Source organism: Mesorhizobium sp. M0018 (genome assembly GCF_040323955.1).
Lineage (GTDB): Bacteria > Pseudomonadota > Alphaproteobacteria > Rhizobiales > Rhizobiaceae > Mesorhizobium.
Window position 1 is genome coordinate 107682 of the sequence record NZ_JAMYVL010000007.1, and the last position, 22691, is coordinate 130372.

General features: G+C 62.7%; 25 protein-coding genes and 1 tRNA gene. 9 read left to right on the forward strand and 17 right to left on the reverse strand.

Annotation, left to right across the window (positions count from 1 at the left end; translation table 11 throughout):
• Nucleotides 1-17: 17 nt before the first annotated feature.
• The 3 genes from clpA to NKJ81_RS12055 form a co-directional block, all read right to left on the reverse strand.
• Nucleotides 18-2486, reverse strand: a complete 2469-nt coding sequence (clpA, locus tag NKJ81_RS12045; protein WP_352540573.1) for an ATP-dependent Clp protease ATP-binding subunit ClpA — start codon at nt 2484-2486, stop codon at nt 18-20.
• 6 nt (nt 2487-2492) lie between these two features.
• A complete protein-coding gene (clpS, locus tag NKJ81_RS12050; RefSeq protein ID WP_023717744.1) occupies nt 2493-2819 on the reverse strand; it encodes an ATP-dependent Clp protease adapter ClpS in 327 nt (108 codons plus the stop codon).
• Between the two features lie 274 nt (nt 2820-3093).
• Complete coding sequence (locus NKJ81_RS12055; RefSeq protein WP_352471661.1) at nt 3094-3423, reverse strand: phasin family protein; 330 nt, start codon at nt 3421-3423, stop codon at nt 3094-3096.
• Between the two features lie 296 nt (nt 3424-3719).
• On the opposite strand from NKJ81_RS12055, the gene NKJ81_RS12060 reads away from it, so the two are divergent.
• Entirely contained in the window at nt 3720-5108 is a 1389-nt protein-coding gene (locus NKJ81_RS12060; protein WP_352540574.1) for an SPOR domain-containing protein, read from the forward strand.
• 48 nt (nt 5109-5156) lie between these two features.
• Here the strand turns inward: NKJ81_RS12060 and NKJ81_RS12065 are convergent, their stop codons facing one another.
• From NKJ81_RS12065 to NKJ81_RS12080, 4 genes are all read right to left on the reverse strand, one after another.
• Entirely contained in the window at nt 5157-5855 is a 699-nt protein-coding gene (locus tag NKJ81_RS12065; protein WP_352448805.1) for a DnaJ domain-containing protein, read from the reverse strand.
• Nucleotides 5855-6586, reverse strand: coding sequence for a vWA domain-containing protein (locus tag NKJ81_RS12070; protein WP_352540575.1), 732 nt, complete (start codon nt 6584-6586; stop codon nt 5855-5857). Before NKJ81_RS12070 ends, NKJ81_RS12065 begins: the two co-directional genes overlap by 1 nt.
• A 125-nt stretch (nt 6587-6711) precedes the next feature.
• The gene (locus NKJ81_RS12075) at nt 6712-7149 is read right to left on the reverse strand and encodes a DUF1489 family protein (RefSeq protein WP_352466463.1); all 438 of its coding nucleotides are present in this window, start codon (nt 7147-7149) and stop codon (nt 6712-6714) included.
• Nucleotides 7150-7234: 85 nt separating this feature from the next.
• On the reverse strand, nt 7235-8638 hold the full coding sequence (locus tag NKJ81_RS12080) for an L-serine ammonia-lyase (RefSeq protein WP_352471665.1): 1404 nt from the start codon (nt 8636-8638) through the stop codon (nt 7235-7237).
• 170 nt (nt 8639-8808) lie between these two features.
• Here NKJ81_RS12080 and NKJ81_RS12085 point away from each other — a divergent pair, with 170 nt between their 5' ends.
• Entirely contained in the window at nt 8809-9564 is a 756-nt protein-coding gene (locus NKJ81_RS12085; protein WP_352540576.1) for a DUF599 domain-containing protein, read from the forward strand.
• Here the strand turns inward: NKJ81_RS12085 and NKJ81_RS12090 are convergent.
• From NKJ81_RS12090 to NKJ81_RS12115, 6 genes are all read right to left on the reverse strand, one after another.
• Complete coding sequence (locus tag NKJ81_RS12090; RefSeq protein ID WP_352540577.1) at nt 9501-10310, reverse strand: YdcF family protein; 810 nt, start codon at nt 10308-10310, stop codon at nt 9501-9503. The two genes, NKJ81_RS12085 and NKJ81_RS12090, sit on opposite strands and share 64 nt — an antisense overlap.
• Nucleotides 10311-10337: 27 nt before the next feature.
• On the reverse strand, nt 10338-11903 hold the full coding sequence (locus NKJ81_RS12095) for an amidase (RefSeq protein WP_352502375.1): 1566 nt from the start codon (nt 11901-11903) through the stop codon (nt 10338-10340).
• A complete protein-coding gene (locus NKJ81_RS12100; protein ID WP_352502374.1) occupies nt 11903-12361 on the reverse strand; it encodes a GNAT family N-acetyltransferase in 459 nt (152 codons plus the stop codon). The genes NKJ81_RS12095 and NKJ81_RS12100 overlap by 1 nt, the downstream gene beginning before the upstream one ends.
• A 7-nt stretch (nt 12362-12368) precedes the next feature.
• Nucleotides 12369-12656 (reverse strand): Asp-tRNA(Asn)/Glu-tRNA(Gln) amidotransferase subunit GatC, encoded by a 288-nt coding sequence (gene gatC, locus NKJ81_RS12105; protein ID WP_023674910.1) that lies wholly within the window; start codon nt 12654-12656, stop codon nt 12369-12371.
• Nucleotides 12657-12731: 75 nt separating this feature from the next.
• The gene (locus NKJ81_RS12110; RefSeq protein WP_352471669.1) at nt 12732-13148 is read right to left on the reverse strand and encodes a hypothetical protein; all 417 of its coding nucleotides are present in this window, start codon (nt 13146-13148) and stop codon (nt 12732-12734) included.
• 24 nt (nt 13149-13172) lie between these two features.
• Nucleotides 13173-13880 carry a metal-dependent hydrolase gene (locus tag NKJ81_RS12115; protein ID WP_352540578.1) on the reverse strand — a complete coding sequence of 236 codons (708 nt, stop codon included), beginning with the start codon at nt 13878-13880 and terminating at the stop codon, nt 13173-13175.
• A 116-nt stretch (nt 13881-13996) separates the two neighbouring features.
• Between NKJ81_RS12115 and ruvX the strand changes: the two genes are divergently transcribed.
• Entirely contained in the window at nt 13997-14482 is a 486-nt protein-coding gene (gene ruvX / locus NKJ81_RS12120; protein ID WP_352471671.1) for a Holliday junction resolvase RuvX, read from the forward strand.
• Here ruvX and NKJ81_RS12125 read toward each other — a convergent pair.
• From NKJ81_RS12125 to NKJ81_RS12135, 3 genes are all read right to left on the reverse strand, one after another.
• Nucleotides 14449-14760, reverse strand: a complete 312-nt coding sequence (locus tag NKJ81_RS12125) for a DUF6105 family protein (protein WP_352471672.1) — start codon at nt 14758-14760, stop codon at nt 14449-14451. The two genes, ruvX and NKJ81_RS12125, sit on opposite strands and share 34 nt — an antisense overlap.
• A complete protein-coding gene (locus NKJ81_RS12130; RefSeq protein ID WP_352471674.1) occupies nt 14760-15314 on the reverse strand; it encodes a hypothetical protein in 555 nt (184 codons plus the stop codon). Before NKJ81_RS12130 ends, NKJ81_RS12125 begins: the two co-directional genes overlap by 1 nt.
• 159 nt (nt 15315-15473) lie before the next feature.
• On the reverse strand, nt 15474-17102 hold the full coding sequence (locus tag NKJ81_RS12135; protein WP_352471675.1) for a DNA alkylation response protein: 1629 nt from the start codon (nt 17100-17102) through the stop codon (nt 15474-15476).
• 155 nt (nt 17103-17257) lie between these two features.
• Here NKJ81_RS12135 and NKJ81_RS12140 point away from each other — a divergent pair, with 155 nt between their 5' ends.
• From NKJ81_RS12140 to NKJ81_RS12160, 5 genes are read left to right on the forward strand one after another with little or no spacing between them, the layout of a single operon-like run.
• Nucleotides 17258-18220, forward strand: a complete 963-nt coding sequence (locus tag NKJ81_RS12140) for an aspartate carbamoyltransferase catalytic subunit (protein WP_352448791.1) — start codon at nt 17258-17260, stop codon at nt 18218-18220.
• Complete coding sequence (locus NKJ81_RS12145) at nt 18220-19506, forward strand: dihydroorotase (protein ID WP_352540579.1); 1287 nt, start codon at nt 18220-18222, stop codon at nt 19504-19506. The genes NKJ81_RS12140 and NKJ81_RS12145 overlap by 1 nt, the downstream gene beginning before the upstream one ends.
• 58 nt (nt 19507-19564) lie before the next feature.
• Nucleotides 19565-20152 carry a glycerol-3-phosphate 1-O-acyltransferase PlsY gene (gene plsY / locus NKJ81_RS12150; protein ID WP_352540580.1) on the forward strand — a complete coding sequence of 196 codons (588 nt, stop codon included), beginning with the start codon at nt 19565-19567 and terminating at the stop codon, nt 20150-20152.
• The gene (gene dprA / locus NKJ81_RS12155) at nt 20149-21273 is read left to right on the forward strand and encodes a DNA-processing protein DprA (protein WP_352540581.1); all 1125 of its coding nucleotides are present in this window, start codon (nt 20149-20151) and stop codon (nt 21271-21273) included. Before plsY ends, dprA begins: the two co-directional genes overlap by 4 nt.
• A 45-nt stretch (nt 21274-21318) precedes the next feature.
• Nucleotides 21319-21714, forward strand: a complete 396-nt coding sequence (locus tag NKJ81_RS12160; RefSeq protein ID WP_352540582.1) for a hypothetical protein — start codon at nt 21319-21321, stop codon at nt 21712-21714.
• 87 nt (nt 21715-21801) lie between these two features.
• On the opposite strand, the gene NKJ81_RS12165 is transcribed toward NKJ81_RS12160, so the two are convergent.
• A tRNA-Lys gene (locus NKJ81_RS12165) sits at nt 21802-21877 on the reverse strand.
• A gap of 308 nt (nt 21878-22185) precedes the next feature.
• Here NKJ81_RS12165 and NKJ81_RS12170 point away from each other — a divergent pair.
• Complete coding sequence (locus NKJ81_RS12170) at nt 22186-22659, forward strand: BA14K family protein (RefSeq protein ID WP_352540674.1); 474 nt, start codon at nt 22186-22188, stop codon at nt 22657-22659.
• Nucleotides 22660-22691 lie beyond the last annotated feature (32 nt).

Consider the following 22691-nt stretch of genomic DNA (forward strand, 5'->3'; position numbering starts at 1 on the left):
TTTGACTTGTGGATTCGTCAGTTCTTACGCGGCAGTTGCGGCACAAGGCTGCGCTTGCCACCATCCTTGCCTTTCGGCTCCGGCTTCGGCGCCGCCGCCTTTTTCGCGGCGGGCTTCTTCGCCACGGCCTTCTTGGCCTTCGGCACGTCGTCCGGCTCTTCCTTCTTCGGCTTCACCGGCGCCTCGTCGGCGAGCGATTCGAGCTTCAGGCCGGTCTCGCCGGTTTCCTTCTTCTCGACGGTGACACGTACCGTGCCGCCCTTCTTGAGCTTGCCGAACAGCACCTCGTCGGCCAGCGGCTTCTTGATGTGCTCCTGGATGACACGGCCAAGCGGCCGGGCGCCCATGCGCTCGTCATAGCCCTTGTCGGCCAGCCATGCGATCGCCTCCTGCGACAGGTCGAATGTCACGCCGCGCTCGGAAAGCTGCGCTTCCAGCTGCATGACGAACTTCTGCACCACCTGATGGATGACCGGCACCGGCAGCGAGCCGAACGGAATGATCGCATCGAGACGGTTGCGGAACTCCGGCGTGAACAGCCGGTTGATCGCTTCGACATCGTCGCCTTCGCGCTTGGTCGAACCGAAACCGATGGCCGCGCGCTGCGCATCGGACGCGCCCGCATTGGTGGTCATGATCAGGATGACATTGCGGAAGTCGATCTGCTTGCCGTTATGGTCGGTCAGCTTGCCGTGGTCCATGACCTGCAACAGGATGTTGAACAGGTCCGGATGCGCCTTCTCGACTTCGTCCAGCAACAGCACGCAATGCGGATGCTGGTCGACGCCGTCGGTCAGAAGGCCGCCCTGGTCGAACCCGACATAGCCGGGAGGGGCACCGATCAGCCGCGAAACGGTGTGGCGTTCCATATACTCCGACATGTCGAAGCGGATCAGCTCCACGCCGAGCGACGCGGCGAGTTGCTTGGCCACTTCCGTCTTGCCGACACCGGTCGGACCCGAGAACAGGTACGAGCCGATCGGCTTTTCCGGTTCCCGCAGGCCGGCCCGCGCCAGCTTGATGGCCGAAGTCAGCGCGGTGATCGCGGTGTCCTGGCCGTAGACGACGCGCTTCAACTCGATGTCGAGGCCTTGCAGCACCTTCTCGTCGTCGGCGGAAACCGTCTTCGGCGGGATACGCGCCATCGTGGCGATCGTCGCTTCGATCTCCTTGATACCGATGGTCTTCTTGCGCTTGGCTTCCGGCACGAGCATCTGCGAGGCGCCGGTCTCGTCGATCACGTCGATCGCCTTGTCCGGCAGCTTGCGGTCGTTGATGTAACGCGCCGAGAGCTCGACTGAAGCCTTGATCGCCTCGCTCGTGTAGCGGACCTTGTGGAACTCCTCGAAATAGGGCTTGAGGCCCTTCATGATCTCGATGGCGTCCTCGACAGTCGGCTCGTTGACGTCGATCTTCTGGAAGCGCCGCACCAGCGCGCGGTCCTTCTCGAAGAACTGGCGGAACTCCTTGTAGGTGGTCGAGCCGATGCAGCGGATCGCGCCCGAAGACAGCGCCGGCTTCAACAGGTTCGACGCATCCATGGCCCCGCCGGAGGTGGCCCCTGCCCCGATCACGGTGTGGATTTCGTCGATGAACAGCACGGCGCCGGGATAATCCTCGAGCTCCTTGACGACCTGCTTCAGCCGCTCCTCGAAATCGCCGCGATAGCGGGTGCCGGCCAGCAACGTGCCCATGTCGAGCGCGAAGATGGTGGCATTGTGCAGCACTTCGGGAACGTCGCCCTCGACGATGCGCTTGGCGAGGCCTTCGGCGATTGCCGTCTTGCCGACGCCAGGATCACCGACATAGAGCGGGTTGTTCTTGGAGCGGCGGCACAGCACCTGGATGGTCCGGTTGATCTCGCTCTCGCGACCGATCAATGGATCGATCTTGCCGGCCTTGGCCTTGTTGTTCAGGTTGACGCAATAGGCGGTCAGCGCGTCCTGCTGCTGCTTCTTCTTGCCGCCTTCCTCTTGCGGCTCGGCTCCGCTCTGGCTGCCTTGCTCGTCGTCGGCGCCGCGCGGCGTCCGCGTCTCGGAAGCGCCGGGGCGCTTGGCGATGCCATGCGAGATGTAGTTGACCGCGTCGTAGCGGGTCATCTGCTGTTCCTGCAGGAAGTAAGCGGCGTGGCTCTCGCGCTCAGCGAAGATGGCGACGAGCACGTTGGCACCGGACACTTCCTCGCGGCCAGACGACTGCACATGGATCACCGCGCGCTGGATGACGCGCTGGAAACCGGCAGTCGGCTTGGAATCTTCATCGTAGCCGGTGACAAGGTTGTCGAGCTCGGTGTCGATATAGGTGAGGACCGTATGCTTCAACTCGTCGAGATCGACGTTGCAGGCACGCATGACGGCGGCCGCCTCGGTGTCGTCGATCAGGGCGAGCAGCAAATGTTCAAGGGTTGCATATTCATGGTGCCGCTCATTGGCGAGCGTCAGCGCTTGGTGAAGCGCCTTTTCCAGGCCTTGGGAGAAAGCCGGCATGTTACCTCACTTCTTCTCCATCACGCATTGCAGCGGATGCTGATTCTGTCGGGCGAAATCCATGACCTGAGACACTTTGGTCTCGGCCACCTCGAATGTATAGACCCCGCACTCGCCCACCCCATGATTGTGAACATGAAGCATTATGCGTGTGGCGGCTTCGCGGTCCTTCTGGAAAAAGCGCTCCAGCACGTGGACCACGAATTCCATGGGTGTGTAGTCGTCGTTAAGAATGAGGACCCGATACAGACTGGGCTTCTTGGTCTTGGTTTTTGTGCGCGTGATGACGGCCGTGCCGCGACCGGCCTCATTGCCGTTGCTGCCGTTCTGCATTCGCACCACGTAGCTCGTGGCAGTCAAACCTATAGTCACGTAGTCCTGCCTCTTTCGAATCCTCATGCATGCTCGACATGTAGGTGTTCGATGGACGATTTTAAGCCCTTCTGTTTAGCTGACAATATGGCTAGGTGGCCAAACTTGACCGATTTTTCAAATCGTGAAGACCGCAGGCCCCCGATTTCGAGCCGGCATGAAAAAACCCGGCCGCGCGTTTGCGACCGGGTCTGTCTTTGCAAGCCCAAGGGCCGGCTCGGAATGTTCGTCGAATTTACTTCGCCTTGGCGACGATCGATTCGAACGGCTTGTAAGCTTCCTTGGCGAGTTCGGCATAGAGATCGCCAAGCTTGGTGGCCTCGGTGACGAAGCTCTCATAGGACTGCTTGGCATAGTCAGACTGGATATCGATCGCCTTGTCCAGCGACTTGGCGGAAAAGAGCTTCTCGACAGCGGCGCTACCGGCTTCGAAGCTTTTCTTGGTGTACTCACCCGCCTCGGCGGCGATAGCCTGCGCCCCCTTGGACAGCGAGGCGAAGCTCTTCAATCCGGTGTCCGCAAATTCCTTGCCGTATTTGCTGAAATCTTCATAGGTCTGGGTCATTTCACGCATTCCCTTGAACGGTTGCCTTGGACGATAGACGCGGCTTGTCGGCCGCGTTGTGCAATGCGTGTAAATATATTGTGCAGTGCACAAAAGTCAAGATTCCCGCGGCAATGCGGATCGTGAGCTGCCGGCAATCGCTAAGATTCGAATAAAGAGAAGCTCAATCCCACAGAAAATGATGAACGCGGCGGTTACCATAAACGGATTGGTAACGCTGCCCGCGTTAGCGTGGCCGGAGGTGAGGCAGGACCCTTTGCCGCCTCCAAGGCAACGGAAATTCAAAGGAACTATCAGTGCGTAAGGCGTTGTCGGGCTTCGTTTCCAAATCCGTGTCCCCCTTCAAAACGATCATGATCCTCGCCATGGCGATGAGCTTCGTCGTCGCGGACGCGGCTTCATCCATGGCGGCCAAGTCGGCGGCCATCGTCATCGATGCCAAGACCGGCAAGGTGCTTTATTCGTCGGATGCCGATGGCCGGCGCTATCCGGCCTCGCTTACCAAGATGATGACGCTCTATCTGACGTTCGAGGCGTTGGCGAAGGGCAGGATCAGCAAGAATTCCCCGGTCGTGTTCTCGGCCAATGCCGCTGCCGAGCCGCCGACGAAGCTCGGCGTCAAGCGGGGCGGCTCGGTCACGGTCGAGACCGCGATCCTGTCGATGGTGACCAAATCGGCAAACGATTCCGCAACGGCGCTTGGCGAGACGCTCGGCGGCAACGAAGCCAATTTCGCCCGCATGATGACCGCCAAGGCGCGGGCGCTGGGCATGAGGGGAACCGTTTTCCGCAACGCCAACGGCTTGCCTGATCCCGGCCAGTTCACGACCGCGCGCGACATGGCGATGCTCGGCATCGCCCTGAGAGAGCATTTCCCGCAATACTACGGCTATTTCTCGCAGCGCTCTTTTCTTTACGGGCGGCAGCGCATCAACGGCCACAATCGTCTGCTCGGACGCATCAAGGGCGTCGACGGCATCAAGACCGGTTACACCCGCGCCTCCGGTTACAATCTGGTCTCCTCGGTCTCGGATGGCGATCGGCGCATCGTAGCGGTGGTCATGGGCGGCAGGTCCGGAGGCAGCCGCGACAGCCAGATGGCCGGGTTGATCAATGCCTACATGCCGCAGGCGTCGTCGCGCGGCGGCGGCGTGCTGATTGCCAAGGCCGGCGGCGGCAATCCGATTTCAGCCTTGGCCAAGGTGCTTCTACCGAAGCATGACGCGCCGACACCGGACAGTAAGCCGGACGACGATGCCGTTGCCTCTCTTGTCGAGGAAAATGCGCCCGTCGTTGAAGAGACCGCTCCGGTCGTTCAGGCCAAGAGGGTCAAGACGACGGCTGTGTCGACGGTGGACGACGTGGCGACAGCCCGGGTCGCCGCAGCCTATGCCGAACCGGCGGCAGAGGTCGATCCGGTCAGCACGGCGTCGGTGCCATCCGGCTGGGCAATACAGGTCGCCTCTTCGCCAAAACAGGCCGAAGCGAAGGCTTTCCTCGACAAAGCGACGAAGCAGGCGCCCTCCGTTCTGACCGATGCCTCCGGTTTCACCGTCGCCTTCGACAAGGACGGTGTCACCTACTACCGCGCCCGGTTCGGTGGTTTCGGTTCGAAGACGGCTGCCTGGAAAGCCTGCAACGCTTTGAAAAAGAAGAAGATCGAGTGCTACGCCGTCCAGCAGTAAGCGGCGCGCGAAACGATATCTGTCCCGAAGTTCTTGCGTCGAAGGAGACTAGTTGTGATTGGAGAGCAAGACGTCCTTGGCTTCATTGATCCGCGCCGCCAGGAAAGACGTGCCACCGATATCGGGGTGCAGGCGCTGCATCAGGCGGCGGTGCGCCTTGCGGACATCCGCCGCGGCAGCCCCCGCTTCAAGACCAAGGATCTTGTAGGCCTCCTCCTTAGTCATGGCGCCAGAACCTGGCGCAACACCCAGCCCTTCGCCACCATTCGCATCAGCGTCTTTGCGCCAGATGGGAAATCGGCCGTCAAGATACGTCTCTAGCAATTGGCGGCTCTCCGGATCGCCGGAGAGTTCGCGATAGAGTTGCTGCAATTCGGCAAGCCCCATCGAGCCAAGCATCTTGCCTTCATGGCGCCCGGCCAGCACAAGGCCTTCGAGGCCGCCGGTATCGTGATCGAGTTCCATCTCAAGCGCCGCCGTACGAACTGTCGAACGCTTGCCTGCCGCCAGTTTGGCTGCCGGCCGATTCATGCGCATGGAGCCGTACCAGGCGAGCGCAGCCGACAGGATCAAGCCCCCGATGCCCTCGCGCCCGACCAGCAGCACGGCGACGCCGACCAGCCCGAGCAGCACAGGTCCAAGCGTCCTCATGCCGCCTGCAAGCTTCGCCGGATCGGCGCGCAGGAAGATGGTGAGCATGCCGAGAAACACCAGAAGCAATGCTACGAAAGCGATAATCGCGCCCATCAGTTTCCGCCGCCCCGCATATGCTCGATCATCAGTCGGTCCTCCGGCCTGCCCCGGGCCTCCAGTGCCTTCAGCCCGCCGGTGGCAAACACGGCGACGGACGAAAGCAGGCCGGCCAACGTCGCGGCAGCCCGCCGATCGAACCTGAACCAGGCCCCTTTCGACAGCCGCGCAATTTCCCTGAACGCCTTTTCCGCAGCGGCATCATGGCCCTCCTGAAAGACGAAGATAGGAACGCCGTGCAGACCGAGGCTGCCGGCCTTTTCGGCCAGATCATCTATGTTTTCTTCCATCGCGTCGCCGATATAGACCAGCGCGTTGACCTTGGCCGCCGCCGTCTGTTTCAGCGCGTGGGCGAGCACCTTGCCGATCTGGGTATGGCCGCTGCGGCAGTTGATGCGCGTCATCAGCTGTTTCAGAGCTGCGGTATCGGTGACGAATGCGGATGAGCGGCACTCGCCAAGGCCGCGAAAATAGACAAGTTGAACCTTGAGCGCCCCGGCCTTGCCGACGGCGTCGAACATCTCGGCCTGCAGCGCACAGGCGAGATCCCAGGTCGGCTGGCGGCTCATTGTCGCGTCGAGGGACAGGATCAGCCTGCCTGAACCGGTGGCGGATGCAGCGAGCGTCCTTGCCTGACGGAGAAACGCGTCGATCTCGCCGGTGCTCGATTGAGACTCGACCGGCGCAGGATTGGCCCTTGCAGGCACGGGCTGCTTCTTGTCGCTCATGACATTCAAGATGTGGCGTTGTTCCCCGGCTTGCAAGCCCAGATGAGGCGACCTGGAGGACCTGTGATGATGGCACCTGCGGACAGCGCTTCGGCTGGTGATCTTGGCGTTTGCGTTTCTCGGCGTCAGAGCAGGCCGAGATCGGCAAGCTCACGCCTGAGCTTCGGCGGCATCTCGATCAGCCCGGCTTTGCCCTTGCCGAGATCGGCCGGCGCGTCCGCCGGCTTCAGGTAGCGCCACCCCTGGAATGCACGGCGCGGTTGCCAGTCAGTGCGCACGACCTCGGGATCGAGGATCAGATGGCAACGGCCGATGCCCTCGTCATCGGTGAAGGGCCGGATTTCGGTGATCAGCTGGCGGCATTGGACATTGCCCTTGATCACCCAGTAGAGCGAGCCGCCGTCGGTAATCTCGGCGCCACGCGTCGGCACCATGCGGGTGGTGTGGTAGTGCTCGGCCGGTTCGCCGGCGCGGCGCCGCTCGTCGAGACGGAAGGCAATCCACTCTTCCAGATCCTCGACGCTGTCACAGCCGACGCAAAGCTTTATGAGATTGAGAGACATCGTTTAAGGTTTAGTCCAGCACGCGAACGCGTCAACGGCCTGATCGACTTCTCCACAGTGGTGGTCCATGCCGCCAGATTGGCGCTCAGCACTCCACGACATTGACGGCCAATCCGCCAAGGCTGGTTTCCTTGTACTTTTCGTTCATGTCGAGGCCGGTCTGGCGCATCGTCTCGATCGCGGCATCGAGCGGCACGAAATGAACGCCGTCGCCCTTGATGGCCAGCGAAGCGGCGGTCACCGCCTTGACGGCACCAAGCGCGTTGCGCTCGATACACGGCACCTGCACCAGGCCGCCGACCGGATCGCAGGTCATGCCGAGATGATGTTCCAGCGCGATCTCGGCAGCATTCTCGACCTGCTCGGGCGTGCCGCCCATGACGGCGCACAATCCCGCCGCAGCCATTGCCGAAGCCGAACCGACCTCGCCCTGGCAGCCGACTTCCGCCCCCGAGATCGAAGCATTGGTTTTGATGATGCCGCCGACGGCCGCCGCCGTCAGCAGGAAATCGCGGATGCTGGGCTGGTCGGCTTCGGGATGGAAATGCAACCAGTAGCGCAGCACTGCGGGCAGAGTGCCGGCCGCCCCATTGGTTGGCGCGGTGACGACACGGCCGCCGGCAGCGTTCTCCTCATTGACCGCCATCGCATAGATCGACAGCCAGTCGTTGGCGAGCAGCGGGTTAGGCCGGTTCTGCTGCCATTGCTCCTGCAGCTTGTCGTGCAGCATCCGGGCACGGCGGCGCACCTTGAGTCCGCCCGGCATGATGCCGTCTTGCGACAGGCCGCGCTCGATGCAGCCCTTCATGGCGCTCCAGATGCCGTCGAGGCCGGCGTCGAGCTCCCCGCGCGACATCTGTGTCTCCTCGTTGACGCGCTTCATCTCGGCAATGGAAAGCCCGCTTTTCGCTGCCATGGACAGCATTTCGACGGCGTTCCTGAACGGATACGGAACCTTCTTGCCTTCGGTTGTCGCCGAGCCCCTCGCCTTCATCCGCTGCAGTTCTTCCTCGGACACTACGAAGCCGCCGCCGATCGAATAGTAGACGCGCCTCAGCAGCAACCGGTCGCCGGCATCATGGGCAGAAAACGCCATGCCATTGGCGTGACCCGGCAGCGGCGTCTTGCGATCCAGCACCAGATCCGTTGCCGGGTCGAAACGGTAGGACGGATGGCCGGGCGGCGAAATCCGCTTCTCGGCGGCGATGCCAGCGACGATGCCGTCTGCTAGGTCGGGATCCACCGTCTGCGGCGTCTGGCCGGCGAGGCCGAGCACCACGGCACGATCGGAGCCATGGCCGATGCCGGTATAGGCGAGCGAGCCATGCAGGCTGGCAGCGATCCGGTCGACCTTGGCGCCGGCCGGGCGCGGCCAGTCGTCTCCCGCAATCTCGTCGAGAAACCGCCGCGCGGCCGTCATCGGCCCCATCGTGTGCGAACTCGATGGGCCGATGCCGATCTTGAACAAGTCGAAAACCGAAAGGAACACGTGGGCGTTTTCTCCTGGGACCCTGTTGAGGTCTACATATAGGAATTCCCATGATGTTTTCCGCTGTTTTGAAGATTGCGGCGCTGCGCCTGCCGACCTTGTTTGCTCCGGCAGCGACATTCCAGCTTCGGCCATCGAAGCGTTACTGCCGCCTGTGGTAAAAGCAACGCATGAGCGATTCCTTTCACCTATCGACGGCCGACCTTGCGGCGCTGGGGTTCTTCCTTACCGCGTGGGTGCTGCATACGCTCGCCGCCGACGGAATGCTGGTCAGCCGCATGTCGCTGACGAGGGCGATGAACGCGCAGCGCGAGGCCTGGATGCGGACCATGGCCGAGCGCGAGATCCGCATCGTCGACACCGCCATCATGAGCGGCCTGCAGCAGGGAACCGCCTTCTTTGCCTCGAGTTCGCTGATTGCGATCGGCGGCTGTTTTGCCCTGCTCGGCGCCTCCGATCAGGTTCTGACCGTGTTGACCGACCTGCCGTTTGGCGCCACGTCTTCACGCGCGGCCTTCCAGACGAAGGTGTTCGGGCTGGTGCTGATCCTGGCTTTTTCCTTCTTCAAGTTCGGCTGGGCTTACCGGCTGTTCAACTATTGCTCGATCCTGATCGGCGCCGTGCCGATTCCACATGGCGAGGCGTCGCGCAATCCGGTCACCGAAACGGCGGTGTGGCGTGCCGCGCGCATGAACATGTTGGCCGGAAAGCATTTCAATTCGGGCCTGCGCGGCGTGTTCTTCTCGATCGGCTATCTCGGCTGGTTCGTCGATCCCACGGTGTTCGTCCTGTCGACGCTGCTGCTCCTGGCGGTGCTGGTGCGCCGGCAGTTTTTCTCCGCGGCGCGACAAGCAGTGCTCGGTCAGCCGCCCGGCCCAACATCCGGCGCCGGAAAAGGCCGGTCTATCCGGCCTGACAGCCAGTAGGCAATCAGCCCGATCCATTCACGGGTCGCGATGGTTGTGGTCTGCAGTGCTTCGTTGGCATCCGTGCGGAACAGGCCGATGCCTTCCTTGCCGGAGGTGCGGTAGTCGACCGGCCACGGAACCGTCGGAAAGCCGGCTTTGTCGAACAGCGCCTTGGCGCGCGGCATGTGGAAGGCCGAGGTCACCAGCAGCCAGGTCTCGCCCGGTTTTGGCGTGATCAGTTGCTTGGTGAAGACCGCATTCTCGTAGGTGTTGCGTGATTTGCCCTCAAGGACCAGCCGATCGGCCGTCACGCCGAGCGCAGTGAACAGGCGTGGAGCTGTCGCCGCATCGCCCTCGTCTTCGCGGACCATTGCAATGGGGCCACCTGAAATGACGACCTTAGCTGTCGGAAAACGCAGTGCCAGCACCGCTGCCTCGACCATTCGATCGCCACTGGCGTTGAGTTCATAGCCGCTGCGGACGAAGTTGATGGCGCTCTCCATACCGCCGCCGAGCACAATGATTCCGTCAACTCGTTCCGGCAGGGCTGGCCTAGGGAAACGCTCCTCGAGCGGATTAAGCATCACTGCGCCGAGCGAGGTCCACGCCGAGAGTCCAAGGACAAGGAATGCCAGCACGCTGCCGGTGGCAAACAGCCTCTTGCGCCCGACCAATGCCGCAAGCAATCCAGCCAGCAGCAGGATGATCGCGAGATTAAGCGGCTGGACGAAGAGCCACAGAATCTTGGAGACATAGAAGAACATCCCTCACCCCTCAGATGAGAAACGATCCTACCACCATTTTTCCGGCTGAAATGTGCCGGCCGCCTGTTCGATGACGTGGGCGGTCTGGAACAGCGTCTCCTCGTCGAAAGGCCGGCCGATCAGCTGCAGGCCGAGCGGCAGCCCCTTGGCGTCGAGCCCGGCTGGAACCGCTATGCCTGGCAAGCCGGCCATGTTCACCGTCACCGTAAAAATGTCATTGAGATACATCTTGACCGGGTCGGCGGCCATGTCCTCGTCGGCGATGCCGAAGGCAGCGGAAGGCGTTGCCGGCGTCAGGATGACGTCGACGCCTGCTGCAAATACATTTTCGAAGTCACGCTTGATCAGGGTTCGAACTTTCTGCGCCTGCAGATAGTAGGCATCGTAATAGCCGGCGGAAAGCACATAGGTGCCTATCATGATGCGGCGCTTGACCTCCCGCCCGAAGCCGGCGGCGCGGGTCTTTTCATACATGTCGACAATGTCCTTGCCGGGCACGCGCAAGCCATAGCGGACGCCGTCGTAACGGGCGAGGTTGGACGAGGCTTCGGCCGGCGCCACGATGTAATAGGCCGGCAGCGCGTATTTTGTGTGCGGCAGCGAGATATCGACGATCTCGGCGCCGGCATCCCGCAGCCAGGCAATGCCTTTCTGCCACAGCGCCTCGATCTCCGCGGGCATGTCATCGACACGATATTCCTTTGGGATGCCGACCTTCATGCCTTTGATCGGGCGGCCGATCGCCGCCTCGTAATCCGGCACCGGCAGGTCGACGGAGGTCGTGTCCTTCGGGTCGACCGAAGCCATCGACTTCAACAGGATCGCGGCATCGCGGACGTCGCGCGCGATCGGCCCGGCCTGGTCGAGCGACGAGGCGAAAGCTACGATCCCCCAGCGCGAGCAGCGGCCGTAGGTCGGCTTGATGCCGACCGTGCCGGTGAAGGCGGCGGGCTGGCGGATCGAGCCGCCGGTGTCGGTCGCGGTAGCGCCGGCGCACAGGAAGGCCGAGACGGCTGACGCCGAGCCCCCGGACGAACCGCCCGGCACCAGTTGGGCATTGTCCAACGTGCGCGCGGTCCTGGTGCCACCGGCCGAAACGAAACCGCCCTCGCCCTGATGTGTCGTCGGCATTACCACCGTGTCGAAGCGCGAACGCCGCCACGGATTGATGACCGGCCCGTAATGCGAGGTCTCGTTGGACGAGCCCATGGCGAACTCGTCCATGTTGAGCTTGCCGAGCATGACGGCACCATCCGCCCACAGATTGGCGGTGACCGTCGATTCGTAGCGCGGTTTGAAGCCGTCCAGCACATGGCTGCAGGCCTGGGTGTGGACGCCTTCGGTGCCGAACAAATCCTTGATGCCGAGCGGGATACCCTCGAGCGACCCGCCCTCGCCCTTGGCCAGTTTCGCGTCGGAGGTCTTGGCCATGTCGCGCGCCTTGTCGTCGGTGACCACGACGTAGGCATTGAGCGCCGGATTGGCTCGCTCGACCGCCGATAGATAAGCCTCGGTGATTTCGGTGGCTGTGATCTCCCTGGAGCGCAATTTGGCGCGGGCCTGCGAAATCGTCAGCTGGGTAAGGTCGCTCATCAGGCAAGGCTCTTTTCGTAAAACACCGACCACTCGGAATCGGGATAATCCAGTACCGGGCCGCACCGCGAAAAACCGGCGCGTTCGTAGACGGTCCAGGCGGCGGGATGACGGTCGCCCGTCTCCAGCACCAGACGCTTAAGCCCTTCTTGGCGCGCCAGCGCCTCGATACGCTCGACAATCTTCGCGCCGATCTTGTGGCCGCGATGCGACGGTCGCGTATACATGCGCTTGACCTCGCCTACGACAGCATCGTGGCGCTTCAGTGCGCCGCACCCGATGGCAAGGCCGTTGTCGCGGGCGATGAAGACGGTCGTGTTGCGGTCCGCCATCTGCTCGACCGTCAAGTGGTAGCAATGCTCTGGCGGCGTCAGCTCCAGCAATGTGGCGTTGAGCTCCTCGATCAGCCCACGCACATCGTCCTGCAGCGGCGTCTCAGCCGCGATGTCGATTGCCATCGGCCTGCTACTCCACGACCTTCGGCACAAGGAAGAAATTTTCTTCGGTCGCCGGTGCATTGGCGACGATGTCGGCTGCCTTGCCGCCGTCGGTGACGACGTCCTGGCGCTTTTTCATTGCCATCGGCGTGACCGAGGTCATCGGCTCGACGCCGGAAACATCGACCTCGTTCAACTGCTCGACAAAGCCCAAAATGGCGTTCAATTCGCCGGTCATGCGCTCTGCATCCTCCTCGCTCACCGCAATACGGGCAAGATGCGCGACGCGCTTCACAGTTTTTATATCAACGGACATGTTTGTGCCTCGGGAAAACCAGCGCTATAGCGGCGCGGCGCGTGCCACGCAACATGCATCGTGCCTTCAACTGCCCTATGGCATCGCCACGCCGTCGCAGAGGAAATAACTGCCGCCGTTGCCGCTCTGCTCGCCTTCGTCGGCGGCAGGCCGAACCGATACCAGGTCGATCTGCTTCGGGCTCATCTGTGTCAGTGAGAGAACATCGGGAAAGACGTAGCCCGGCTCCTGGCATATAGCGGTCACCGCCCAGCTCGGTGAGCGTGTCGCTTTGGTGATCTGCAGGAATTCACAATTATATTCGATGCTTTCCAGGCCATTTGCCGACAGCACGATATTGCCGCCCTCGATCACCGTCTGCAGCGTATCCTTTTTGGCCTGCGCGCAGAGGTCCTCCGATTGCAGATAGACGCCCTCGATGAAATTTTCCGCGGCCAGCGTCGGCGACGCGGCAACCAGCATTGAAATGCAAAGAGAATTTCTCAAGCGCATCGTATCGTTCCGGACCGGCTTTCTTTACAGCGTAATCGTCTCGCCGATCTTCGGCAACGCAACTTTCACACCCGATCCATCCAGCCCGGCCACGAATTTGTCGGCAGTCTGATCGATCATCGGAAATGTGCCGAAGTGAGCGGGAACGACCGTCTCGAACTTGAAGAAACGCTGGCAGGCAAGGGCTGCTACCGCGCCACCCATGGTGAAGCGGTCGCCGATCGGCACGATGCCGATCTTCGGTTCGTGCAACTCGTTGATCAGCGCCATGTCGGAAAAAATGTCGGTGTCGCCCATATGATAAAGCGTCTTGTCCTCGGGAAAGTGCAGGACGAGCCCGCCCGGATTGCCGAGATAGGTATTCTGGCCACCCTCGCCCGGAAAGGACGATGAATGCAGAGCCTGAACGAAGGTGGTGGTGAAGCCGCCGCAATCGACGGTGCCGCCGATATTGCCGGGATTGATCTGCTTGTCACCGACACCCTTGCCGACCAGGTACATGCAAATCTCGAAATTGGCGACCAGCATCGCGCCGCGCTTCTTGAGCACTTCGACGGCGCCGCTGATGTGGTCACTGTGGCCATGGGTGAGCAACACGTGCGTGATCCCTTCGGCCGGCCCTTCCCAGCCGCCCGCCCATGACGGATTGCCGACCAGATAGGGGTCGATGAGGATTTTCGCGCCTTCGATTTCGATTCTGAATGCCGAATGTCCGTACCAGGTCAGTTTCATCAATGCTTTCCTCGATTTTTGCTTCGGTAGAGGATAGAACGCCGACGGCGAAATTAAAGTGCCGCGCACGCTTTGCGCGTATAGGACGTGCGGCGTCGCGGTCAAAGGAAAAGCCGTTGGGCATCATCACCATCGAGGAGTTGCCGGCCCGGCTGGGCGGCGGCAAGACCCTGGCCGGTCTCGACCTTGGCGACAAAACGATCGGCGTGGCGGTTTCGGACCGCGGCTTGTCGTTCGCGCACCCGCGCCCCGTCATCATGCGCAGGAAATTCTCGCTCGATGCCGCAGTGCTGCTCGCCCTATTGCAGAAGGAGAATGCCGGCGCCGTGGCAATCGGCCTCCCCATCAACATGGACGGCTCGGAAGGCCCGCGCGCCCAAAAATCCCGCGCTTTCGTCCGCAACATGGCTGGATTGACCGATCTGCCGTTCGTCTTTTGGGACGAAAGGCTGTCGACGGTGGCGGCCGAGCGAACACTGATCGAGATGGATTTTTCCCGCAAGAAACGCGCCGGCAAGATCGATTCAGCGGCGGCCGCTTTCATCCTCCAGGGCGTTCTCGACCGGCTTCAGGCGCTCGGCGTCGATGCCTGGTCGAAATAGCGGTTGCGCATCGCCGTGATCCAGCCACCAATCGTCTTGCGGCGGCGAAATGCCCAGAACGCCACCAGCAGCACGCCGTCGAATACGCAAGCTTTCGCCACCATGCCCGGAATGAGCGCCGGATCGACGCCCAGCATCTGTCCATAGAGCTGGAAGACGAGATCGTGTAATTGGCGGCTCAGCATGACATAGCCGAAATTGATGTCGTTGAGCGACAGAAAGAACCAGCCCCAAAACAAGAGGAGCGGAGCCGCCCACAGCGCGAACAAGGTGCGCATCAGCGGTCATCCCTCGAATCCAGCCGGCCGGAAATGCGGGCAAGCGAGGAATTATGCGCCGCTGCCTTGGCCATGACATGCGCGGCCGCTCGGATTTCGCCGGTCCCTGGAGCTGCCGCGGCAACGGTCGACCGCCGCTCCGCGAGCACCGCGACATAGGACGCCAGAAGTGCCGCCAATTGCACCGCGACAATCATGAACAGCCCATTGATGCCTTGCGCGGCGCCGCCGATGACGATCAGCGACAGCACGCCTAAGGCGGAAATGAAGGCGATTCGCATGACGCTGTCGGCGGGATCCGGGTTGGTCGTGTCGCTGGTCAGTGCTTCAACAAAGGCCCAGCAGAACAGCACCGCGACGACAAGCAGTGCCACGGCGAGCGGCGCCACGACGACGGCGTTTTCGAGATCGGCAAATCGAGTGTTCTGGACGGGAACGCCCAGTACGCCAAGGGCCGTCGCCACGCCTCGATTCCCGTCGATGCAAATGAACGCCAGCAGGGCGAAAACGGCCGCCCAATGCAATGCCAGAAAAGAGCTCAGAATATGCCGCATGACGCTCCTGCTTCGCAGGGCAAAGCCGCTCAAGCTGAACAATCCTTGCCTTAACCATAACACTGGGCTTTGCCACCGGCCGCCGCAATGGAAACCATTCGTTAAGGTTAACGGCCATCCACAGGGTCGCGAGAGCGGCAGCGAATTGGGCGACGGCCCTTAGTTGATCGGCGGGTAGAGCGTATCGATGATCATGCGCGCATCATGGCGGGAATCGATCATGCCATAGGTATTGCGCCACTGGCCGGCGAGGCGCGTTTCGACGAAGGCGTCGGCGATCCGCCCTGCCCCCAACCTGCGAAGCTCTGCCGCCGCCGCCGACAATGCCAATTGCTCGGTCAAGAGCCGCGCCGAGCCCTCGTCGGTTGCAGCGACCTGCATTGCCGCTTTGAGCACGCCGACGGTGCCGCGTCCGCCGGCGCCGAGATCGCGGTCGATGCCGGCCAGCACGTCATCGAACAGGCCGGGTGCACGCCCCAGCACACGTAGCACGTCGAGCGCCATGACGTTGCCGGATCCCTCCCATATCGCGTTGACCGGAGCTTCGCGATAGTAGCGGGCGAGCGGCCCCTCCTCGACATAGCCATTGCCGCCGAGGCACTCCATCGCTTCATAGAGCAACGGCGGCGCAATCTTGCAGACCCAGTATTTGACGACCGGCGTCATGGCGCGCGCGAAGGCCGCCTCGCCGCGGTCGCCGGCCGCCTCGTCGAAGGAGCGCGCCAGCCGGAACGACAGCGCAGTAGCGGCGGCAACGTCGAGCGCCATATCGGCCAGCACCCGCTGCATCAGCGGCTGCTCGACCAGATTGGTTCCGAACACCTTGCGGTGGCGCGTGTGGTGGACGGCCTCGGCCAGTCCGGCCCGCATGATCGCCGATGAGGCGACGGCACAGTCGAGCCGCGTCAGGGTCACCATGTCCATGATCGTCTTCACGCCCGCGCCGGGCTCGCCGACCATCTCGCCGATGGCATTGACGAATTCCACCTCCGACGAGGCATTGGATCGGTTGCCGAGCTTGTCCTTCAGCCGTTGAAAACGGAAGCCGTTGCCGGATCCGTCGCCGAGCAGGCGGGGAACGAGAAAGCACGACAGTCCCTCCGGCACCTGTCCGAGCACCAGGAAGGCATCCGACATCGGCGCCGACATGAACCATTTGTGGCCGGTCAGGCGATAAAACCCGCTGCCGGCGCGCTCGGCCCTGGTGACGTTGGCACGGACATCGGTGCCGCCTTGCTTCTCGGTCATGCCCATGCCGAGCGTCAGCCCGGCTTTTTCGACCGGAGGCTTCTGGCTTTGATCGTATTTGCGCGTCGTCACCCGAGGCGCCCATTCGCGAAACAGCTTCGGGCTGGCCATCAGCGCTGCCAGCGAAGCGCTGGTCATGGTGATCGGGCAGAGATGTCCGGTCTCGAGCTCAGCCGTGAGGTAAAAGCGTGCAGCGCGCACCTGGTGGCGCCGGCCGATCTCGGCGTCGCCATTCTCCCAGACCGACGAATGCAGCCCGTTGGCAACAGAGCGGCGCATGAGCGCGTGATAGGCGGGATGGAACTCGACCTGGTCGATGCGCCGGCCCTGGCGGTCATGGGTCCTGAGCTTCGGCATCTCGACATTGGCAAGACGGGCCAGTTCCTGCGCCTCATGGGTCAGAACGAACCGGCCAAGCCCGTCGAGGTCCTTGCGCACCGGATCGGAAAAGCGCTCGGCAAGCTGGATCAGCAACGGATCGCCCCGCCAGGCGTTGCCGCCGGCCAGCGGCGGCGGCTGGTTGGTCACGTCGTCGGTCACGCTTCGTCCTTATCACCTGAAGGCTGCGAATCCAAAGCCAAGGCGGTTTATAGCCTATGGCCAGCGGCGCGCGACGAAAATACCGGGGAGAACCAATCCAATCCCAAGCCGGTGCTTGCAGCCGCGGAGCCTCCCCCCTATAGCAGCGACTTGAGATGACCGACGCATCGTCCCTGCCGCTTTATCCCCACCGCCATCTTCTGGGCATCCGCGATCTTTCCCCTGCCGACATCGAGCTTCTGCTCGACCGGGCGGACAGGGCCGTTGCCATCTCGCGGCAGTCGGACAAGAAGACATCGACGCTGCGCGGCCGCACCCAGATCAATCTCTTCTACGAAGCCTCGACCCGTACGCAATCGTCATTCGAGCTGGCCGGCAAACGGCTCGGCGCCGACGTCATGAACATGTCCGTAGCGAGTTCGTCGGTGAAAAAGGGCGAGACGCTGATCGATACGGCGATGACGCTGAATGCCATGCGTCCCGACATATTGATCATCCGCCATCAATCGGCCGGCGCGGCAGCACTTCTTGCCCAAAAAGTTGGCTGTTCGGTGGTCAATGCCGGCGACGGCGCCCATGAGCACCCTACCCAGGCGCTGCTCGACGCACTGACCATCCGCCGCGTCAAGGGTCCGTTGTCGAAGCTGATCGTGGCGATCTGCGGCGACATCCTGCATTCGCGCGTGGCCCGCTCCAACATCATCCTGCTCAACGCGCTTGGTGCCCAGGTCAGGGTCGTCGCCCCTTCGACGCTTTTGCCCGCCGGCATCGAGAAGATGGGCGTCATCGTCACACGTTCCATGGCCGAGGGTCTGAAGGACGCCGACGTGGTAATGATGCTGCGCCTGCAGCGCGAACGCATGGAAGGCGCTTTCGTACCGTCGGTGCGCGAATATTTCCGCTATTTCGGCCTCGACGCGGAGAAGCTGAAGGCGGCCAAGGACGGTGCGCTGGTCATGCATCCCGGCCCGATGAACCGCGGCGTCGAGATCGCCTCCGAGATCGCCGACGGCCCGCAAAGCGTTATCCAGGAACAGGTTGAGATGGGCGTCGCCGTGCGCATGGCGGTTATGGAAGCGCTGCTCGACCCCCGTCGAAATCACGAGGGCCGCGCCTGATGAGCATTACGGTCTTCCGCCGGGCCCACATCGTCGACCCGTCGCGCGGCATCGATGAGGTCGGCACCGTCATCGTTGAAGGCCGCAAAATCGTTGCCGCCGGCAAGGCGGCCTTGAACCAGGGCGCGCCCGACGGCGCCACCATCATCGACTGCGCCGGCAAGACTATCATCCCCGGATTGATCGACGCGCGCGTCTTCATCGGCGAACCCGGCGGCGAACACCGGGAGACCATTGCTTCGGCGAGCATCGCTGCGGCGGCCGGCGGCGTCACCTCAATCGTCATGATGCCCGATACCGACCCGGTGATCGACAATGTCGCACTGGTCGAGTTCGTGCTGCGCACCGCCAAGGACACCGCAATCGTCAACATCTTGCCGGCAGCAGCGATCACCAAGGGGCTGGAAGGCCGCGAGATGACCGAATTCGGCCTGCTGCGCGAGGCCGGCGCGGTCGCCTTCACCGATGGCCGGCATTCTATTGCCAGCGCGCTGGTGATGCGCCGCGCGCTGACCTATGCGCGCGATTTCGGTGGCGTCATCGCGCATGAAACCCAAGACGCCGACCTCGCTTCGGCCGGCGTGATGAACGAAGGCCTTTACGCAAGCTGGCTTGGCCTTGCCGGCATTCCGCGCGAAGCCGAATCGATCCCCTTGGAGCGCGATCTCGCGTTGGCTCGCCTGACCGGCGGCGCCTATCACGCTGCCAAGATTTCGACGGCTATGGCGGCAAGCGCGGTAGCACGCGCGAAAGCCGATGGCGCCAATGTCACATCAGGCGTGTCGATCCACAATCTGTCGCTCAACGAGAATGATGTCGGCGAGTACCGCACCTTCTTCCGGCTGACGCCGCCGCTGCGCGCCGAGGAAGACCGGCTGGCGATGATCGAAGCGATCAAGGACGGCACCATCGATCTCATCGTCTCCTCGCACGACCCGCAGGACGTCGACACCAAGCGCCTTCCCTTTGCCGATGCCGCGGCCGGCGCCATCGGCCTGGAAACGCTGCTAGGCGCAGCGCTGCGGCTCTATCACAATGGCGACGTGACGCTGCTCCGGCTGGTCGAGACACTGTCGACCGCGCCGGCAAGATTGTTCGGCCTGCCCGGCGGCACGCTGAAACCGGGGGCATTGGCCGACCTTTCGCTCGTCGATCTGGACGAGCCATGGGTCGTCAGCGAGAGCGGCATCCGCTCACGCTCGAAAAACACCTGTTTCGAAGGCGCACGACTGCAAGGCAAGGTCTTGCAAACGATGGTGGCGGGCCGCACAGTGTTTTCGGCCTAGGACGAAAACAGGTGTCACGGCTTAAAATCCGCTCAGCCAAGGAAAGTTCGGGGAAACAATGGCTTACAGTCCCGTCTTGGCATTGGTGTTCGGCTATCTTCTCGGCTCGATCCCGTTTGGCCTGCTGATCACCCGTGCCGCCGGCCTCGGCGACGTGCGCAACATCGGCTCCGGCAACATCGGCGCCACCAATGTGCTGCGCACCGGCAACAAGAGCTTGGCCGCGGCCACGCTTCTGCTCGACGCCCTTAAAGGCACCGCGGCGGTGCTGATCGCAGGCCGCTTTGCGCCCGAGTTCGGACTTTGGGCCGGCTTCGGCGTGTTTTTAGGTCATCTCTTTCCGGTCTGGCTCGGCTTCAAGGGGGGCAAGGGTGTCGCCACTTACCTTGGCGTGCTGATCGGCCTTGCCTGGCAGGCGGCGCTGATCTTCGCCGTCGTCTGGCTGGCGGTGGCTTTCCTGTTCCGCTACTCCTCGCTCGCGGCGCTGACGGCAGCAGTCGTGGTGCCCATGGCACTGTATTTCCTGAGCACGCCGCAGATTGCCGGGCTTTTCGCGGCGATGAGCCTAATCGTCATCGTAAAGCACCGCGCCAACATTGCGCGGCTGCTTGCCGGCACCGAGGGTAAGATCGGGGCCAAGGAGTGAGCGAGCCCGACGCCGGGCCGCGCCTCAGCGACCGGCAGCGGCTGAGCTGGCTTCGTCTGATCCGCACGCCGAATGTCGGCCCGGCTTCCTTTCGCGACCTGATCAACCGGTTCGGTTCGGCCGAAGCAGCGCTATCGATGCTGCCCGAGCTGATGATTTCGGGTGGCGCCAAAAAAATCGTCCGCATCCCGTCCATTGCCGAGGCCGAGGCGGAGCTGGAGACCGCCCGGCGGGCTGGCGCCCGCTTCGTCGGCATCGGCGAAGCGGATTATCCGCCGCTGATGAAAAGCATGGATCATCCGCCGCCGCTGCTCGCGGTCAGGGGCAATAGCGCGGTGTTCCGCTTGCCAGCGGTCGCCATCGTCGGCGCTCGCAACGCATCGCTGGCCGGCATCAAGATGGCGCGGATGCTGGCGGCGGATCTCGGCCGCGACGGCTATGGCATCGTCTCCGGCCTGGCGCGCGGCATCGATACGGCCGCGCACCAGGGCAGCCTTGCGACTGGCACAATCGGCGTGCTCGCCGGCGGCCTCGATTTGCCCTACCCGCCCGAAAATGCCGGCCTGTGCGACGAGATCGCCGAACGCGGCGGCGCCATCATTTCCGAAATGCCGTTTGGGTGGCAGCCGCGCGCACAGGATTTTCCGCGCCGCAACCGGCTCGTCGCCGGTGCTGCATTGGGATTGGTGGTGGTCGAGGCCGCACAGCGCTCCGGCTCGCTGATCAGCGCCCGCCTCGCCGGCGAGATGGGCCGGCTGGTCTTTGCCGTTCCCGGTTCGCCGCTCGATCCGCGCGCTGCCGGCGCCAATGGCCTGCTCAAGGACGGCGCAACCCTTGTCACCGAGGCCGCCGATATCACCAGTGCGATCGCCCCGCTGGTCGGCGCCTGGGCCCCAAGGACATCGCCGCTTGAGGAGCCGCCCGACTTTTCGGCAACGCCGCCGCCGCGCGAGGACGACCGCGACCGCGTCGTCGAGGCGCTCGGCCCGACGCCAGTGGCGGTAGACGAGATCATCCGCCACACCGGCCTGCATCCCGCCCAAGTGTTCATGGTGCTGCTGGAGCTCGACCTAGCCGGACGGCTCGAGCGCCATGCCGGCGGTAATGTCTCGCTGATTTGACCGAGAGCTTGCGCATGTCCCGGCACGCAATTCCGACGTGATTCCATGACTGATCTAGGTGAGAAGCCAAAGCAGACGCTGTTCACTCGTACGACGGCCCTCGTTTGGGCAGCGTTGAGCGTCATGCTGGCGCTGAAATGGTCGATGGATCTCGGCATGCTGGGTTTTCCCGACGGCTACATAACGCCCTTCGCAAGAGCAACCAGCACGCTTTTGGGCATTCTGACGGCAGCCTGCATGGCCCAGGGTCTCTACTTTTTCCTGGCCGGCGTGTTCGGCAGAAAGGTAAGCGCCGTCGGTCTGTGCCCGCAAATCCTTGCCGCAGCAGTTCTCACCGTGGTGCCAGTGCCTATCGTGAAGGATTGTCCGAATTCACAGCTGTGCAGCAGAGCCTATGAGGCACTCACCGGCACGATGATGGACGATGGGGCGGGCGGCTAAAGCCACTGGATGCGTTCGGCACGAGGTTGTCACCCATGTCTTAGGTACAAACTGTTACCCATGTCTCCGGGCCGTACATCTTGATTGTGGTGAGCGCGATGGGATTCGAACCCATGACCTACTGATTAAAAGTCAGTTGCTCTACCGGCTGAGCTACGCGCTCCCGCGGGCTCAGAAAGGCCGCCCTCGAAATTGCGCGGAACATAGGGAGAGTGCCTCTGCCGGTCAACCGGAAAAAGACGGCTCCCAAACCGGACTTTCCTGCCGCGTCATCATGCCTGGCGAAGCGCTTCGGCGTTGACGGAACTGCCTCCCTCTCGCGCAAGGCCGAAGCTCGCCCTCTATGCCGACAAAGGCAAGCAGCAAATCGGAAGAACCTTTGCGGATCAGCAACTTGGGATTTTTGGCGGAACAATTTGCGCAGCCTGCCCGTTTCCCGCGATAAGGGACATGCGTTTCAAGGAGAAGACCATGAATAGGATCATGTCGGGCCTGCTGGCGACCACTCTTTCGATCTCATTCGCTGCCGCGGAGATCGTGCCAGTCAACGCTCAGCCCAGCTATGCGCCCCCTGCCGAGGGGCTCACCTCGAATGTCCAGACCGTCCAGTACGAGCCGTGGCGGAGGCACCGGAATTTCAATCGCGATTTCTCGCGTCGCGATTTCCGTCGCAATTTTTCGCGTGACGACGGCATGTACTGGCGTGGCCATCGCGGCTATCGCGAATATCGTCGCGGCTATCGCCGTCACGGCGATTTCTGGTTCCCGCTGGCTGCGTTTGCTACTGGAGCGCTGATTACCGGCGCGATCGTCAACCAGAATCGTGTCTATCGTGGCGATGCCCACGTGCAGTGGTGCTATGACCGTTATCGGAGCTATCGCGCTTCTGACAACACTTACCAGCCCAACTACGGTCCGCGCCGGCAGTGCCGGTCGCCTTACTGAGTCCCAGTTTAGAGGCTGCAAGCCCGCGCCCG